The sequence below is a fragment of the Streptomyces sp. IMTB 2501 genome (assembly GCF_001953885.1).
GTDB lineage: Bacteria > Actinomycetota > Actinomycetes > Streptomycetales > Streptomycetaceae > Streptomyces.
The window spans coordinates 77527-94077 of the sequence record NZ_MQUS01000003.1 but is presented as its reverse complement, the minus strand read 5'-3'; the positions used below and the strand labels follow the sequence as shown (position 1 = coordinate 94077).

General features: G+C 72.8%; 15 protein-coding genes and 1 pseudogene. 6 read left to right on the top strand and 10 right to left on the bottom strand.

Features of this window, described 5'->3' with window-relative positions:
• Positions 1-11: 11 nt before the first annotated feature.
• The 8 genes and pseudogenes from AV521_RS06850 to AV521_RS06815 all read right to left on the bottom strand — a co-directional run bounded on the left by AV521_RS06850 (position 12) and on the right by AV521_RS06815 (position 8671).
• Entirely contained in the window at positions 12-1400 is a 1389-nt protein-coding gene (locus AV521_RS06850; protein ID WP_076084979.1) for an aldehyde dehydrogenase family protein, read from the bottom strand.
• A gap of 134 nt (positions 1401-1534) precedes the next feature.
• Positions 1535-2875 (bottom strand): ABC transporter ATP-binding protein, encoded by a 1341-nt coding sequence (locus AV521_RS06845; protein WP_076084976.1) that lies wholly within the window; start codon positions 2873-2875, stop codon positions 1535-1537.
• A gap of 136 nt (positions 2876-3011) precedes the next feature.
• A complete protein-coding gene (locus AV521_RS06840) occupies positions 3012-3698 on the bottom strand; it encodes a class F sortase (RefSeq protein ID WP_076084973.1) in 687 nt (228 codons plus the stop codon).
• Complete coding sequence (locus AV521_RS06835; protein WP_076084970.1) at positions 3685-4419, bottom strand: hypothetical protein; 735 nt, start codon at positions 4417-4419, stop codon at positions 3685-3687. Before AV521_RS06835 ends, AV521_RS06840 begins: the two co-directional genes overlap by 14 nt.
• A gap of 101 nt (positions 4420-4520) precedes the next feature.
• Positions 4521-4988: pseudogene (locus AV521_RS06830) on the bottom strand (MFS transporter); the annotation flags it as partial.
• A gap of 52 nt (positions 4989-5040) precedes the next feature.
• Positions 5041-7272, bottom strand: coding sequence for a molybdopterin oxidoreductase family protein (locus AV521_RS06825; RefSeq protein WP_076084967.1), 2232 nt, complete (start codon positions 7270-7272; stop codon positions 5041-5043).
• A gap of 159 nt (positions 7273-7431) precedes the next feature.
• The gene (locus AV521_RS06820) at positions 7432-8049 is read right to left on the bottom strand and encodes a TetR/AcrR family transcriptional regulator (RefSeq protein WP_076084965.1); all 618 of its coding nucleotides are present in this window, start codon (positions 8047-8049) and stop codon (positions 7432-7434) included.
• 64 nt (positions 8050-8113) lie between these two features.
• Entirely contained in the window at positions 8114-8671 is a 558-nt protein-coding gene (locus AV521_RS06815) for a hypothetical protein (RefSeq protein ID WP_076084962.1), read from the bottom strand.
• Positions 8672-8854: 183 nt separating this feature from the next.
• Between AV521_RS06815 and hmgA the strand changes: the two genes are divergently transcribed.
• From hmgA to AV521_RS06800, 3 genes are all read left to right on the top strand, one after another.
• Positions 8855-10210 (top strand): homogentisate 1,2-dioxygenase, encoded by a 1356-nt coding sequence (gene hmgA / locus AV521_RS06810; protein WP_076084959.1) that lies wholly within the window; start codon positions 8855-8857, stop codon positions 10208-10210.
• A 45-nt stretch (positions 10211-10255) separates the two neighbouring features.
• Entirely contained in the window at positions 10256-11002 is a 747-nt protein-coding gene (locus AV521_RS06805) for a GntR family transcriptional regulator (RefSeq protein ID WP_076084956.1), read from the top strand.
• Between the two features lie 113 nt (positions 11003-11115).
• A complete protein-coding gene (locus AV521_RS06800) occupies positions 11116-12270 on the top strand; it encodes a type ISP restriction/modification enzyme (RefSeq protein WP_076084953.1) in 1155 nt (384 codons plus the stop codon).
• A 77-nt stretch (positions 12271-12347) separates the two neighbouring features.
• Here AV521_RS06800 and AV521_RS06795 read toward each other — a convergent pair whose 3' ends face one another.
• Positions 12348-13058 carry a TetR/AcrR family transcriptional regulator gene (locus AV521_RS06795; RefSeq protein WP_076084951.1) on the bottom strand — a complete coding sequence of 237 codons (711 nt, stop codon included), beginning with the start codon at positions 13056-13058 and terminating at the stop codon, positions 12348-12350.
• Positions 13059-13121: 63 nt separating this feature from the next.
• On the opposite strand from AV521_RS06795, the gene AV521_RS06790 reads away from it, so the two are divergent.
• The 3 genes from AV521_RS06790 to AV521_RS06780 all read left to right on the top strand — a co-directional run bounded on the left by AV521_RS06790 (position 13122) and on the right by AV521_RS06780 (position 16120).
• Positions 13122-14078 (top strand): ATP-binding cassette domain-containing protein, encoded by a 957-nt coding sequence (locus AV521_RS06790; protein WP_076084948.1) that lies wholly within the window; start codon positions 13122-13124, stop codon positions 14076-14078.
• Positions 14075-14854: an ABC transporter permease gene (locus AV521_RS06785; protein ID WP_076084945.1), complete on the top strand. Its 780-nt coding sequence runs from the start codon at positions 14075-14077 to the stop codon at positions 14852-14854. The genes AV521_RS06790 and AV521_RS06785 overlap by 4 nt, the downstream gene beginning before the upstream one ends.
• A 69-nt stretch (positions 14855-14923) precedes the next feature.
• Positions 14924-16120: a CaiB/BaiF CoA-transferase family protein gene (locus AV521_RS06780; protein WP_076084942.1), complete on the top strand. Its 1197-nt coding sequence runs from the start codon at positions 14924-14926 to the stop codon at positions 16118-16120.
• A 64-nt stretch (positions 16121-16184) separates the two neighbouring features.
• Here AV521_RS06780 and AV521_RS06775 read toward each other — a convergent pair whose 3' ends face one another.
• Positions 16185-16454, bottom strand: coding sequence for a hypothetical protein (locus tag AV521_RS06775; RefSeq protein WP_076084939.1), 270 nt, complete (start codon positions 16452-16454; stop codon positions 16185-16187).
• Positions 16455-16551: the final 97 nt, after the last annotated feature.

The following is a 16551-nucleotide window of genomic DNA, read 5'->3' as shown; positions in this document are numbered from 1 at the left end:
CGGGTACTTCCTTAGAACTGGAGGGACTTGGTCTGGAGGTACTCGGTGAGTCCGTGCGCGCCGAGTTCGCGGCCCACCCCGGACTGCTTGTAGCCGCCGAAGGGGGCGAGGGGGTTGAACCGGCCGCCGTTGATGTCCACCTGGCCGGTGTCCATACGGCGCGCGAAGGCGACGGCCTCCGCCTCGTCGGCGGCCCAGACGGCGCCGGCGAGGCCGTACACCGTGCCGTTGGCGATGCGCAGGGCGTCCTCCTCGTCCTCGTAACGCAGGATGGTCAGGACCGGGCCGAAGATCTCCTCCTGGGCGACGGTCATCCCGGGCGTCACGTCGGCGAAGACGGTCGGACTGATGAAGTAGCCCTTCTCGTGCGGGGATTCGGGGCCACCGGCGACGAGGCGGGCGCCCTCGGCGATGCCCTTCTCGATGTAGCCGCGCACCCGGGCCTGCTGCTTGGCGCTGACCACCGGGCCGATCCGGTCGCCGTACTTGGCGGCCGCCGTCCGGGCCAGCTCGACGGCCTCGTCGTAGCGGTCGCGGTGGACCAGCATGCGGGTCCAGGCGCTGCACGTCTGGCCGGAGTTGGACATCACGTTGGCCACGCCGACGTTGACCGCCCTGGCGAGGTCGGCGCTCGGCAGGATGACGTTGGCGGACTTGCCGCCGAGTTCGAGGGCCACCCTCTTGACGGCAGCGCCGGCCACCGCGCCGATCTGCTTGCCGACCGCCGTGGAGCCGGTGAAGGAGACCAGGTCCACGCCGGGATGCTCGGCGAGGGCCTGGCCGGCTGCCGGGCCGAGGCCGGTGACCAGGTTGAACACGCCGGCCGGTACGCCCGCCTCGTCGACGGCCTCGGCGAAGAGCTGGGCGGTGAGCGGGGTGTCCTCGGCGGGCTTGAGGACGACCGTGCAGCCCGCGGCGAGCGCCGGGGCGACCTTGGCGACGATCTGGTGGAGCGGGTAGTTCCAGGGGGTGATCGCGCCGACCACGCCGACCGGCTCGTGCAGGACGGTGGAGTTGCCGACCTTCTCCTCGAAGGGGTGGGTGGCGGCCAGCTCGGCGTAGGAGCCGGCGACCGCGATAGGCACGGCCGCGTGCACGGCCTGGGAGAACTGCAGCGGGGAGCCCAGCTCTTCGGTGACCGTCTCGGCGATCTCGTCCTTGCGGGCCACGAGGACGTCGCGGAGGGCGGCCAGGCGCGCCGCGCGCTCGGCGGGCGGTGTGGCCGCCCAGCCGGGCAGGGCGGCTCGGGCCGCGCGGACGGCTGTGTCGACGTCCAGGGCGCCGGCCGCCGGGACACGGGCGATGACATGCTCGTCGGCCGGGTTCACGACCTCGATGACATCCGTGCTCGCGGCGGGGCGCCAGGCGCCGTCGATGTACAGGCCGTCATGTGCCTTCATGCTGCTTCCTCCCGGCGGGGTCCGCGTCGTCCGGGACACAAACTAGCGGCGATAGTTTTTCGGCGCCAGACGTTGCCGGACGTCGCCAGACCTTGGCAGACGTTCCCGGACATCATCGCCGGGCGGGCCGGTGCTCACTCGTCCAGGTCGGGCAGCCGGTCGGGGGACGGGCAGATGCGGTCGCCCTGCTGGTCGAAGACGAAGAGATGGGCGAGGTCGACGAGGAGCGGGACCTGCATGCCGTGGTGCAGCCGGAGGTCGGGGGTGGTGCGGACCACCAGGTCGCCGGGGAGCCGGCCCTCCGGGGGCACGTGCCCCGGTTCGGCGTCCCCGGGGTGCGCGAGCACCACCACCGGCCCGGCACGCCACGCACCGGCCCGCTCCCGCAGCCGGTTCAGTACCGTCGGCCCCTCCCTGCGCCGCCGGCGCGGCGGCCGGTCCGCCGGACGCGGGGCCTCCAGTTCGGGTACGACGGCGGGGCAGGAGCCGGTGGTGAAGTGGACGAGGATCTCGTGGCCCTGGAACTCCACATGCTCCACGAGCCCGGTGATGGCCACCTCGCCCGGCCGGGCGGAGCTGTGCCTGGCGATGCGCACCGCCTCCGAGCGCAGCCCCACGATCACCTCGCGGCCCTGCTGCACCCGCAGTAACTGGTGGTCCAGGCAGAGGGGTTCGGGCAGCCGCAGGGCCTGTTTGCCCAGGCTGATGGTCATGGCGCCGTCCAGCGGGGCGAGGACCAGGCCGCGCAGCAGGTTGATGCGCGGGATGCCGATGAAGGCGGCGACGAAGACGTTGCGGGGCAGGGCGTAGACCTCGCGCGGGGTGCCGACCTGCTGGAGCGCTCCGCCGCGCAGCACGGCGACCCGGTCGCCGAGGGACATCGCCTCGGCCTGGTCGTGGGTGACGTACACCGTGGTGACCCCCAACTCGCGGGTGAGCTGGGATATCTCGGCGCGCAGACGGTTGCGCAGCTTGGCGTCGAGGTTGGACAGCGGCTCGTCCATCAGGAATGCCGAGGGGTGCCGGGCGATGGCCCGGCCCATGGCGACCCGCTGGCGCTCGCCGCCGGAGAGCTGGCTCGGGAAGCGGTCGAGGAGGTCCTCGATGCCCAGCATGCGGGCGGTGGCGGTGACGCGCGCGGCGGGGTCGGCGCCGGGGTCCTCGATGCGCAGCGGGAAGCCGATGTTGTCGCGGCTCGTCATGCTCGGATAGAGGGCGAAGTTCTGGAAGACCATGGCGAGTTGCCGCTCGGCGGGCTGCCAGTCGTTGGCGTACTCGCCGTCGAGCAGCAGCTCGCCCTCGTCGATGTCCTCCAGACCGGCGATCATCCGCAGCACGGTGGACTTGCCGCAGCCGGACGGGCCGAGCAGGACCAGAAACTCCCCGGGCGCGATGTCCAGCGAGAGCCGGTCGACCACACGCGGGCCGCGTGCGTAGGACTTGCTCACGTCGTGCAGTGAGATGGCGCGTGTCATGACTGCTGCCCCCGGGGGCTGTCCGGAGCGCCGCTGCTCCGTGGCCTGAGGCCCCGGCGGGTCGAACGGGGCCTGTGGGTCACGGAAGTTAACGGAATGTGGTGGGCCGGGGGAAGGGATGGCGCGGCCCGTCCCATCACTTGGTCGCGGACAGGTGGGCGAAGACCACCACGTTGCTGGTGTAGCCCGTCCGCCGGCTGTAGAGGCCGCCGCAGGTCAGCACGCGCAGTTCCGGTCGCCGGACCGGGCCGTAGACCTCCTTGTCCGGGAAGCCCGCCTTGTCGTAGACCTTCATCCGGTCCACGGTGTAGACGGCGGTACGGCCGTCGGCGCGCCCGACCTCGATGACCTTGCAGGGTTTGACCTGGGCGAGCCCGGCGAAGACGGCCGGGCCGGTCAGGGTGTCCCGGTGGCCGACGGCGATCGCGGTGCCGGGCTCGCCAGGTGTGGGGCCGCCCTCGTACCAGCCGACCAGCCTGGGCTTGTCGACGGGCGGGGTCTCCAGCTCTCGTTGCCGGTCGAGCCCGAGGGCCGCGACCGGGGCGTCGATACCCAGGGAGGGGACGCGGAAGGACGTCGGCCGGGACCGGGACAGCGGTGGGGGCGGGGGCCCGGTGGGGGCCTCGCAGGATTCCTCCCCGCTCGCGCCCGGTCCGCCGGCGGCCGCCGCCGCGTCCGGGTCCCCCGCCCTGCCGGGCCCGGCGTGCCAGCCCCCGCACCGGTGCCCCACCGTCACCAGGACGGTCACCAGCACGGCCGTCCTGGTGAGGCGGTAGGCGCGGGTCCGGTGCCAGGGCCTGCGTCTGCGCCTACGCGACGCCATGAGGCCGTCGGCGGTTTCGCCGGATGTACACGGTGCCGCCGAGCGCGATCAGGCCCACGGCACCCGCGGCGGCCACCGGAGCGTACGCGGCCGCCGTGTCGATGAGCCCGCCGCCGCCCGCGTGCACCCCGCCCCTCGGGGGATCGTCTCTCCTGCCCCAGCCCGGGGCGTCCTGCCGGTCGTGGTCGTGGTCCTCGCGGTGGTCCCCGTGGTCCTGATGGTCGTGGTCCTCGATCTGCCCCGGGCCGTTCTGCCCGTCATGGTCGTGATCGTGATCGTGATCGTGGTCGTGGTCGTGCCGGCCGTCGTGGCAGTTGACGCGGAAGAGCTTCTCCTTGACGGCACCCGCCGCGACCCAGGTGAGCTTGTACTGCCCGTCGGTCAGGCCGATCGGATCCGTGTGTCCGGCGCCGCCGGCGAGCTGGATGATGCCGGTGATGGTGGCGGCGCTGGGCAGCGGGGGCTGGGCCTGGATGATGTAGGCGATGTTGGGCAGGATGTCGAAGTTGACGGCGTCGAGGTAGAACCTGCAGACCGTCGGCTCGTCCCTCGTCACACCGTAGGGCACGCCCACGCTGTGCACCCTGATGTCGCCGTTCTCCCCTTGGGCCGCCGCCTGCGGCGCCGCCACCCACGACGCACCCACCGCAGCCAGGGCGGTGAGGGCGACAGTGGCGCCCGCTCGGGTTCGGAGGGGACGTGGGAGTGTCGGGGTGGCCATGAGCAATCCTCCGAGTCAGACGATTTTCATACAAATCGCTCTTTCGCCTGAACTCTGCGCGATGGAGGCCTCGACCCGCGGCAGCGACGCCGGGCGCGCCGTCAGAGATCGCTCATGCGGCGCAATCCCGAGCGGCGCGCCCGCTTCCCCGCCACCCGTCCGGCCCCCTCGGGCCGCCCCGGCGAGCGCAGGCCCGCCACCGACGACAGCAGCAGCAACGCCCCCAGCATCACGAACGGCGCCGCCACCCCCGCCAGGCCCGCGACCAGCCCCGCGGCGGCCGCGGCGGCGACCTGGCCGAGCCGGTTGCCGGTCAGCCGCAGCGCCAGCGCCGTGGAGCGAGCCTCCGCCGGCGCCGCCTGCACCACCGTCGTCATCGACAGCGGCTGGCCCACGCCCAGGCAGAAGCCCAGGGCTGTGAGCATCGCGCCCAGCGCCCACACCGGCACCGGCAGCGCGAGGCCCGCGCACAGGAGCGCGGCCAGGAAGCAGGTCAGGGTGAGCAGCGCGGGCCGGCCGAGCAGCCGGAGCAGCGGGGTGAGGACCAGCCGGCAGGCGATCGTGGCGGAGCCGAAGGCGGTCAAGATGTTGACGTGTGAGCAATAGGCGCGGAAGTCCGGGTCACAGGCTTGCGGCGAGCTGGACGGGGACGCCGTTGAGGACCGCGTTGCCCGAGAGCGGGTCGAGCAGGCTGCCGTCGAGGAGCTGGTTGACGTTGACGCCGGGGGCCGTGGCGGCGTGGCCGAGGCGGGTGCCGGGCCGGTCGTGGCCCCAGCCGTGCGGCAGGCTCACCACACCGGGCCGCACGGCGTCGGTGATCTCGGCGGGCGCCACCACCTCTCCCCCGGCGCCCTTCACCCGTACCTCCGCCCCGTCCCGGACGCCGAGCCGGGCCGCGTCCTCGGGGTGGATGTGCAGGGTGCAGCGGTTGGAACCGCCGGTGAGGGCGGGCACGTTGTGCATCCAGCTGTTGTTGGAGCGCAGATGGCGTCGGCCCACGAGCACAAGGCCCTCGGGCCGGTCGCGCAGGGCCTGGCGCAGCCGGGGCAGGTCGGCGGCGATGGGCTCCGGCAGCAGCTCGGCCTTGCCGCTCACGGTCTTCAGCGGCTGCGGCAGCCGGGGGCGCAGCGGGCCCAGGTCGATGCCGTGCGGGTGGGCGAGCAGCAGGGCCAGGGTGAGCCCGTCGGGCCGGGCGCCGAAGCCGTCGCCGTACGGGCCGAGGCGGAGCATCATGTCCAGCCGCCGCTCGGGACCGGTCTCGCCGGTGAGCTGTGCGGCGAGTTCGCGCGGGTCGCGGCCGTGCACGGGCGAGTGCTTCTCCTGCACGGCCTTGCCGAGGGTCTGGTCGACGACCATCGCGTCCACGGCGGCCGGGTCGGCGCCGTGCATGCCGGTGGCCGCGAGGACCAGCCGGGCGAGGATCTCGCTCTCGGCCATCCGGCCGGGCTCCAGCGGGACGGCGGGGCGGGTGTAGCGGACCTGGTTGCGCACGGCGAGGGTGTTGAAGGCGAAGTCGTGGTGCGGGCTCTGGGAGGGCGGGGGCGGGGGCAGTACGACATCGGCGTGGCGCGAGGTCTCGTTGAGGTACGGGTCGACGCTGACCATGAAGTCCAGGGAGTCCAGGGCCTTGTCGAGGCGGTCGCCGTCGGGTGCGGACAGCACCGGGTTGGCGGCCACGACGATCAGCGCGCGGACCGGCTCGCCCTCGGCGGTGGCGGTGTCGATCTCCTCGGCGAGCGCGGAGAGCGGCAACTCGCCCTTCGCCTCGGGAAGTTGCCGAACCCGGGAGTGCCAGCGGCCCAGCGCGAAGCCACGCCCGGGGCCCGCCGGGCGGGGCGTCCTGTCGGTGGCGGCCTGCGGGAAGAGGGCGCCGCCGGGCCGGTCCAGGTTGCCGGTGAGGATGTTGAGGACGTCCACCAGCCAGCTGGCGAGGGTGCCGTGCGGGACGGTGCAGCTGCCGATGCGGGCGTAGACGGCGGCGGTGGGGGCGGCGGCGAGTTCGCGGGCGAGGGTGCGGATGACGTCGGCGTCCAGGTCACAGGCCTCGGACACGGCTTCGGGGGTGAAGTCCTCCATCGCTTCCCGGAGTTCGTCGAGCCCCTGGACGTGCGGGGCGAGGTGGGCGAGGTCGGCCAGGTCCTCCGCGAAGAGGGTGTGTGCCATCGCCGCGAGCAGCAGGGCGTCGGTGCCGGGGCGGATCGCCAGGTGCCGGTCGGCGAGCTTCGCGGTGCGGGTGCGGCGCGGGTCGACCACGGTCAGGTGTCCGCCGCGGGCCTTGAGCGCCTTGAGCCTGCCGGGGAAGTCGGGGGCGGTGCACAGACTGCCGTTGGACTCCAGGGGGTTGGCGCCGATGAGCAGCAGATGGTCGGTGTGGTCCAGGTCCGGCACGGGGATGGCGTTCGCGTCGCCGAAGAGCAGCCCGCTGGAGACGTGCTTGGGCATCTGGTCGACCGTGGAGGCGGTGAACAGGCTGCGGGTGCGCAGGCCCGCGAGGAGGACCGGCGGATAGAGGGCGCCGGCCACGGTGTGCACGTTGGGGTTGCCGAGGACCACGCCGACCGAGTCCGGGCCGTGGCCCTCCACGACCGGGCGCAGACCGGCGGCGACTGCGTCGAAGGCCTCCGCCCAGGTGGCCTCGCGCAGTTCGCCGTCCCTGCGGACGAGCGGGGTGCGCAGCCGGTCGGGGTCGGAGTCGACGGCCGCGAAGGAGGCACCTTTGGGGCAGATGAAGCCCTTGCTGAAGACGTCCTCGCGGTCACCGCGGGCGCCGGTGACACGGGTGCCTTCGAGGGTGAGGGTCAGCCCGCAGGTGGCCTCGCACAGGGGGCAGATACGCAGGGCGGTGCGGGACACGGGTCCTCCCGGAGGGTCGGCGGCGATGCCGGGCGAGCGCGGGGCCCGGGGCGAGCACGGAGGGCTCTGGCCGAGCGTGGGTCTCGGAGCGAGCATACCGACCGGTATGCATGGAGGGGAGTCCTTCGGGTGACTGTTCGGATTCGGTCGGGTGACCGTTCAGTCGAGGACGCGCCCCAGATACACCCGCAGCAGCTCCCGTGTCTCGGTGATGATCGCCTCGTCCCCGTCCGGGTCGGTCCGGAAGGCCAGCTGGACGAGGGTGTCCGCGGTCTCCACGGCGACCAGGAAGACCCGGCGCAGCTCGTCGTCGGGCGTGCGGTCGAGGTAGCCGGAGAGCAGCTTGGTGAGCCGGTCGGCGACGCGGGTGTTGGGCTCGGTGTGACGGGCGCCGACCGGTATCTGGTTGCCGAAGTCGACCAGGGAGAAGCCGGGCGCGGTGCGCTTCATGGCCAGGTACTCGTCGAGGACGGCGTCCATCGCCGCCCGCCAGTCTCCCTTGTGCGCCGCCTTCAGCCGCTCGGTGACGCGCTCGGTGTACCGCTCCAGGTTGCGCTGGGCGAGGGCGTCGGCCATCTGCCGCTTGTTGCCGAAGAACCGGTAGACGGAGCCGATGGGGACACCGGCGCGCAGGGCGACGGCGCGGGTACTCAGGGCGTCGTAGCCGACCTCGTCGAGGAGTTCGGCGCAGGCGTCGAGGATCCTGGTCAGCCGTTCGGCGCTGCGCCGCTGAACGGGCGCGCGGCGGAGCGATGTCGCATGGGGCACGGACTTCATGATGCCTCTCCCCCGGGGTCCGGTGAACCTCGCCCTCCCGTACGGAGAAGAGTGGCGGATGCACTCATTTCCCGGCGACCGGGGCCTCCGTACCGGTCGGGGGCCCGGCCGTCGCCGTCCCCACGTCGGACACCGTTATGTCGGCGGTGCTCTGCACGGGTCTGCCGTGGACGGCCCAGACGGTGCCGTCGTCGGCGTACAGGCGCGCGGTGACGTGGTGGGTGCCGTGCGGGACGAGGCGGTCGGGCAGGTGGTATGCGCGGGTGCGCAGCCCGGTGACCTGGTGGCCGTCGACGAGGAGGTGCACGAGCCCGCGCCCGGTCACCGCCGTCGGCGTGGCGCCGGGTGCCGAGCAGCGGAAGTGACGGAAGGTCAGCCGGACGTCCCAGCCGCCGCCGGTGTGCGGGGTCACCTCGACCCCGACCTCGGGCGCGTTCCTCTTGCCGACCTCGCGCAGATGCCGGCCGGTCTCGTCGGTGCCGTCCAGCACCTTGCCGACCGGCGAGGGCGAGACCGTGCCGCCGTGGGCGTGTCCGGTCGCACAGTCCGCCGCGCCGAGCGGCAGCAGGACGCACACCGCGAGCGCGGCGAGCGTCCTGCGGGTCCACGGCGTCATGGGCATGCCCGGGAGAGTAGAACAACGCTCCGGTCCCGCGAATCCGTCTGAGGTCTGGTTCCGGCCACCCCGCGCAGTCCGCCGGGCGGAGTACCCGGTCCCTCTTGCGCACACCCCGAGCTATTCCTACGGTGATACATAGGAATGAGGAGCGCATCAGGTGCGCACCGGGAGCGCAAGGGAGCGATCATGAGCGATGGGGGTACCTCGCGCGCGAGCGAATTCGAGCGTGGGGGAGCGCGGAAGACCGCCGCGGGACTGTCGTATCTGACCGGGTTCGGCAATGAACACGCCTCCGAGGCGGTGCCGGGCGCCCTGCCCGCGGGCCGCAACTCGCCGCAGCGGGCGCCGCTCGGGCTGTACGCGGAGCAGCTGAGCGGTTCGGCGTTCACCGAGCCGCGCGCACACAACCGCCGCTCCTGGCTGTACCGCATCCGCCCGTCGGCCGCGCACCCGGCGTTCACCCGCGCCGACAACGGCGCGATCCGTACGGCCCCGTTCAGCGAGACCGTGCCCGACCCCAACCGGCTGCGCTGGAACCCGCTGCCCGAGCCGCCGGCCGGCACCGACTTCCTGGCCGGTCTGTGGACGCTCGGCGGCAACGGCGACGCCACCCAGCGCACCGGCATGGCCGTGCACCTGTACCACGCCAACGCCTCGATGGAGCGCGTCTTCTCCGACGCCGACGGCGAGCTGCTGATCGTGCCGGAGCGCGGCGGACTGCTGCTGCACACCGAGTTCGGCCTGCTGCATGTGGAGCCCTCCCACGTGGCGTTGATCCCACGTGGGGTGCGCTTCCGTGTGTTGCTGCTGGACGAGTCCGCCCGGGGCTATGTGTGCGAGAACTATGGGGCGCCGTTCCAGCTGCCCGATCTCGGCCCGATCGGTGCCAACGGGCTTGCCAACGCCCGGGACTTCCGGGCGCCGGTCGCGGCGTACGAGGACGTGACCGGCCCGGTGGAGGTGGTGAACAAGTTCTGCGGCAACCTCTGGACGGCGACGTACGACCACTCGCCCCTGGACGTGGTCGCCTGGCATGGCAACCATGTGCCGTACAGCTATGACCTGCGCCGTTTCAATGTGATCGGCTCCATCTCGTACGACCACCCGGACCCGTCGATCTTCACGGTGCTGACCTCGCCCTCGGACACCCCGGGGCTGGCCGGCGTCGACTTCGTGGTCTTCGCCCCGCGCTGGCTGGTGGGCGAGGACACGTTCCGGCCGCCGTACTTCCACCGGAACGTGATGAGCGAGTACATGGGCCTGATCGAGGGCGCGTACGACGCCAAGACTGCCGGTCCAGGGGGCTTCGTCCCGGGCGGCGGCTCGCTGCACAACATGATGTCGGCACACGGCCCGGACCGGGAGACCTTCGACAGGGCGAGCACGGCGGAGCTGAAGCCGCAGAAGATCGACGACGGGCTGGCGTTCATGTTCGAGACCCGCTGGCCGGTGACGCTCGCTCCGCTCGCGGCCCGCGCCGAGCACCTCCAGCAGCGCTACGACGACGTGTGGCAGGGGCTCCAGCGCCATTTCCACGCCTGACGCCTCTGTTGCGCCTGACGTTCATCGACAGGTACGGATAGCCGCGTGACCTCCTTCGCTCCGGATTCGATCGTCCTGAACCGCAAGCTGCCGCTGTGGTACCAGGTGTCGCAGTCGCTGCGCGCCTCGATACTCGGCCGCTCCCCCGAGGACCCGTTGCGGCTGCCCACGGAGGAGCAGCTGGCGGAGCACTACGGCGTGAGCGTGCTGACGATGCGGCAGGCGCTGAAGGAGCTGGAGGACGAGGGGCTGATCAGCCGCCACCGGCGGCGCGGCACGTTCATCGAGCCCGGGGTGCGGCGCGGGGCGCCCGTGCGGCTGCTGGGCTCGGTGGACGCGATCGTGGCCCAGCAGTCCGGGATGACGACCGAGCTGCTGGACCACGGCCCGGTGCCCGTGCCGGCCGGGCTCGCCGAGTACTTCCCCGGCCTCGCCGAAGTGGCGGCGTACCACCGCCTGCGCCGTGACGAGAAGACCGGCGAGCCGACGAACCACGCGGTCAACCACATCCGCCCCGAACTCGCCGCGCGGGTCGACCTGGACGACCTGGTCCGCTGGCCGATGACCAAGGTGCTGCGCGATGTCGTCAAGGCGGACATCAGCCGGATCACGGACACGGTGGAGGCCCGCCTCGCCGACCCGGAGACCGCCCGCCTCCTCCAGGTACCGCTGCTCAGCCCGATCCTGCACTACACAGGTGTCACGTACGACACCGAGGGCAGGGTGCTGGACGTGGCGGTGATCCACTACCGGGGGGACCGGTTCTCGTTCACGGTGACTCTGGATGCGTAGGCGCTCCGCTGGTTCGGCCGCGATGCGTCGTCGAACGTCCGCGGACGCGTCGTGGCTGGTCGCGCAGTTCCCCGCGCCCCTTCGAGGCGCCGCCTTGCCCGGCAGGCCGTAGCATGCCCTGCGTGACGTACGACGACGCTCCGCTGCTGGCGGACCTCATGCCGTGGTCCGTCGCACCGCTGCGGCCTGGCCGCGCCTGGCCGACGGCACCCGACGCCGGCTCCCTGAAGGCCCGCTGGGACGCCCTGCTGAAGGCCGAAGGACCGGACCGGGAGGCCCTGTTCGAGCCGACCCGTGCCCGTACGACCGGCTCGGCGGTGGGCCAGCTGCCCGGCCAGTCCACCGGCACCCAGCGGCTGGCCCGCGCCGAGGGGCCCTGCGCGGATCCCGTGCGCGTCCTCGCGGCCCCCTTCGACGAGCAGTGGCTGATCCCGGACCACCGGCTGATCGACACCGCGCGGCCGGAGCTGTGGCGGGTGGCGGACGCACACCAGGTCTTCACGGTGGAGACGGGAGCCGAGGACGACCCCCTGCTGGTCAGCTCCCTGCTCCCCACCCTCCGCACGGGCCGCGTCCGCCCGCTGTACCGCCGCCCCGGCGGCACGGAGCCCAACCTCGCGCCGGGCCTGACGGCCCACCTGGCCGACCGTCTGGGGGCCGCCCCCGCTCCGGCGGACGTCCTGTCCTGGATCCTGGTGGCCACCGGCCCCAACCTCACCGTCCCGCTCACCGACGACCCCGCCCTGTGGTCGGCCGGTGTCGAACTGGGCCGCCGCATGCTGTGGCTGATGCGCCGCGACGGCGAGCGTCCCAAGCTGCCCGGCGGCCGCCGCCCCTACGTCCGCGCACCCCTGCCGGCCCGGCCCCTCACCCTGCACTACGACGAGGACGAGGAGACCCTGCACCTCGACGAGGGCCGCATCTCCCCCGTCCCGCCGGACGCCTGGGACTATGAGCTGGCCGGGGCCCGGGTTCTGGAGTCCTGGTTCACGGCCCGCACGGCCCCGCCCGAGGCGGGCACCCTCGCCGCGATCCGCCCGGCGACCTGGTCGCAGACCTGGACCTCGGAACTGCTGGAGCTGATCACGGTCCTGGCTCTGTTGGCCGAACTGCGCCCGCAGCGGGCTGAGTTGAAGGTGACATCACCGATCACGGCGACGGACCTGCGGGCGGCGGGCGTCCTCCCGGCGCCGGAGGCGTCCCGCCGCCCCGCGTCGGTCCTGGACCACCACGAGGAGGGCCCGGAAGGCCAGTTCGCCCTGATCTGACGGCAGCGACCAGCCGCGACGCGCCCGCACCCGCACCCGCACCCGCACCCGCACCCGCACCCGCCGAAACAGCGAAGCTAGCGCGGCGAGAACGCGTCCAGAAGCCGCCCCAGCGCCCGCTCGAACACCGCCTCCAGATCAATCGGCCCCGCGTCCTCCCCGAACGCCGCGGCCATCCTCGGATACGCACCGGAGGCCACCTGACGGCCGAGGTAGGTCCCGCGCACCGCGTTCTCCTCGTCCTCGGACCACGGCAGCGCCCGCACCCGCTCGGCGGTGTCGAGCTCATTGCGGACGTACGTCGTCACGATGCCGTTCAGCATCGCGATCAGCTCCAGCTTGGTGCCGTAGGACGCCTCCAGGGGGTCCAGGCAGGCCAGACAGTGCTCCAGGTAGCGCAGAGCGTGCGGGCTGATGCCGTACACGGGTGACATCAGGCGCGGCAGCCAGGGGTGCCGGCGCATCAGCTCACGCGTCTGCCGTGCCACCCGGAGCATGTCGGCCCGCCAGTCGCCGCTCGGCTCCCACAGCTCGTGCTCCGCGCTGATCGCGTCCACCATCAGCTCGTACAGGTCCTCCTTGCGGGGGACGTAGTTGTAGAGCGACATGGTGCCGCAGCCCAGCTCGGCCGCGACATGCCGCATCGACACCGCGTCGAGCCCCCGCTCGTCGGCGATGCGGACGGCGGCGGCCGCGATGTCGTCGCGGGTGTACGCCGGTTTCGGGCCCCGGCCGGTGCGCTCGGGGCGCGCCCAGATCACCTCGGGGACGGCCCCTCGGACTGCCATCGATCATCACCTCGGCCACCATCCTAGTTACGTACAGCGTACGTAGTGCGATATGGTCACGACATGACTACTACGTACGCTGTACTTAGTGAGGGTCTGGAGAAGCGCTTCGGCGCCGTACCCGCCCTCCGCGGGCTGGATCTGGCCGTGGCCGAGGGCACGGTGTGCGGGCTGCTGGGCCCGAACGGCGCCGGCAAGACGACGGCTGTACGGCTGCTGACCACGCTGCTGCGACCGGACGCCGGTTCCGCGCGGGTCGCCGGGCACGACCTGGTTCGGGAGGCCGCCGCCGTGCGGAGCCGGATCGGGGTCACGGGGCAGTACGCCTCGGTCGACGGTGATCTCACCGGCCGTGAGAACCTGCGGCTGTTCGCCCGGCTGCACCGGGTGCGCGGGCCGGCCGCGCGGGCCGACGAGCTGCTGGAGCGCTTCGGCCTGGCCGAGGCCGCCGGCCGCAGGGCCTCGACCTACTCGGGCGGCATGCGGCGCCGGCTGGACCTCGCGGCGAGTCTCGTCCGCGCCCCCGACGTCCTCTTCCTCGACGAGCCGACCACCGGCCTCGACCCGGCCAGCCGCGCCCGCATCTGGCAGGCGGTGCGCGATCTGAAGGCGGACGGTACGACCGTGCTGCTGACCACCCAGTATCTGGAGGAGGCCGACCAACTCGCGGACGGCATCGCCCTGGTGGAGCGGGGCCGGGTCTCGCACACCGGCTCGCCCGCCGAGCTCAAGGCGCTCGTCGGGTCGTACGCGGAGGCCGTGGTCACGGACGTCGACGCGCTGCCGAAGGCGGCGGCCGTGCTCGATCAACTCACCGGCAGCGAGCCCGTGTTCGACCACGAACGCGGCGCAGTCGGCGCCCTCTCCACCGACCCCACCCTGACCTTGCCGCGCCTGGTGCGCGAACTCGACGCGGCGGGCGTGCCGTTGCTGGACGCAGGCCTGCGCCCGCCCACACTCGACGACGTCTTCCTGCGGCTCACCGGAGCGCCGGCACCGACCAAGGAGCTTGCCGCATGAGCGCGTTGGCCTACGACGGCATGGCGATGACGGGCCGGCAGCTGCGCCGGGTCCGCAACAGTCCGGGCCTGGCGATCCTGACCCAGATGATGCCGGTCAACATGCTGCTGTTCTTCGGCTATGTGTTCGGCAGCGCGCTGGCGATGCCCGGCCGCGAGTACCGGGCCTTCCTGGTACCGGGGCTGCTGGCCGCGACCGCGGCCGGCGGGCTGATGACCGGCATGTTCCAGGCCGCCGCGGACACCCACCGGGGTGTGATGGACCGGTTCCGCACGATGCCGGTGAGCCGGGCCGCCGTACCGCTCGGGCAGGCGGTCGCCGACCTGGTCGTGACGGCCGTCGGCACGGTGCCGCTGCTGCTGGCCGGGCTCGCGGTGGGCTGGCGAGTCGAGGGGTCCGCGATCGACGCGGCCGGCGCCGTGGGACTGCTGCTGCTCTTCCGGTTCGCCTGCACCTGCGCCGGGATCTTCCTCGGGCTGCTCACCCGCAGCGAGGACGCCGCCGGACAGCTCGGCGCCTCCTCCTTCGTGCTGCCCCTGCTGTCCAACGCCTACATCCCCACGGTCAACCTGCCCGGCTGGCTGCGCACGCTCGCCGAGTGGAACCCGATCAGCGCGGTGACGACCGCCCTGCGCGATCTCTTCGGCAACGCGCCCGTACCGCCTGACTCCTCCTGGCCGGTGGCCCACCCGGTCGCCGGGGCGCTCGTCTGGAGCCTGGTCCTCGTCGCCGTCTTCCTGCCGCTGGCCGTGCACCGGTACAGCCGCGGCGACTGAATCCGCACTGCTGACAAAACCGCCGCTCAGGGGCATGATCCCTGCATGGATCAGCCCAGGTGTCAGCCCATGGACAAGCAGCCCCTGCCTCTTGCGGGCATCACCGTCGTCGCCGTCGAACAGGCCGTGTCCGCTCCCTTCGCGACCCGGCAGCTCGCCGACCTGGGCGCCCGGGTCATCAAGGTGGAGCGGGTCGACGGCGGCGACTTCGCGCGCGGCTACGACACGGCGGCCCGCGGTCTCGCCTCGCACTTCGTGTGGTGCAACCGCGGCAAGGAGTCCCTCGCACTGGACCTGAAGGACCCGCGCGCCCTGGAGGCCGTGCGGCGGCTGATCGCGGACGCGGACGTGTTCGTGCAGAACCTGGCGCACGGGGCGGCGGCCCGGCTCGGCCTTGACGCGGCCACGCTGTGCGCGGCGCATCCGCGGCTGATCGCCGTGGACATCTCCGGATACGGCTCCTTCGGGCCGTACGCGGACAGGCGGGCGTACGACATGCTCGTGCAGTGCGAGGCGGGTCTCGTGTCGGTGACCGGGACGCCGGAGCAGCCGGTGAAGGCGGGGGTTCCGGCGGCGGACATCGCGGCGGCCATGTACGCGTTCTCGGGTGTCCTGGCGGCTCTCGTGCGGCGCGGGACGACCGGGCGGGGCGGGCCGGTGGAGGTGTCGATGCTGGAGGCGCTCGCCGAGTGGCTGGGGCATCCGCTGCACCATGCGATGCATGGGGGTGAGCCCCCGGCGCGCACGGGCCTCGCGCACGCCGTCATCGCGCCGTACGACGCCTATCCGACGGCGGACGGCGGGCGGGTGCTGCTGTCCGTGCAGAACGACCGGGAGTGGCGGCGGCTGGCCGAACAGGTCATAGGACGCCCGGAATTGGGGACAGATCCGGCGTATGCGACGAACGCGTCACGGGTCGCGAACCGGGAGAAGACGGACGAGCTGGTGGCACGGGCGCTCGGGGCGCTGGATGCCGAGGAGGCACTGAACCGGCTGGAGAAGGCGGGCATCGCCTGTGCCCGGCTGCGGGATCTGCACGAACTGGCCGCGCATCCGCAGCTCGCGGCCCGGGAGCGGTGGCGTGCGGTGGGGTCGCCGGTCGGACCGTTGCAGGCGCTGCTGCCTCCCATCACACTGCCGGGCGGGGACGAGGCGCGGATGGGTGATGTGCCCGCGCTCGGACAGCACACCGGGGCGCTGCTGCGTGCCGTGGGGATGACGGACGACGAGATCGCAGCGATGCGCCAGGACGGTGCGGCGGCCTGAGCACGGGCACCCCGGAGGACTCCTGGGGGGCCGTCGACCGGGTCGACGGCTGCTCAGTGGCCGTTCAGTGGCCGCCGAACAGCGAGCGCCGCAGTCGGCGCAGCGGTGCGAACAGGGAGACGCGGCTGACCCGCCTGCCCCGGTCACTGCGCTGGTGTGCGGTGTCACGCGCCGTCAGCTCGCGCATCAGCGAGGTCGCCTCGACCGTCTCCCGCTGCGGTATGGCGGGGCCCGCCAGCACCGAGAGATGGCGGTCCAGACGCGAACTGGTCGCGCTGCTCCCGCAGGTGATCGCAGGGACCCTGGCCCTGCTGCGCATTGTTATCTGATCCATGTCACTCCCCACCCGTACGAGTCCACCCGGCCCGGGCAGGGTAACCCTATCGCCCCACCGGGGCACGCGGGTATCTCGGGCACAGGATTCACCTTCT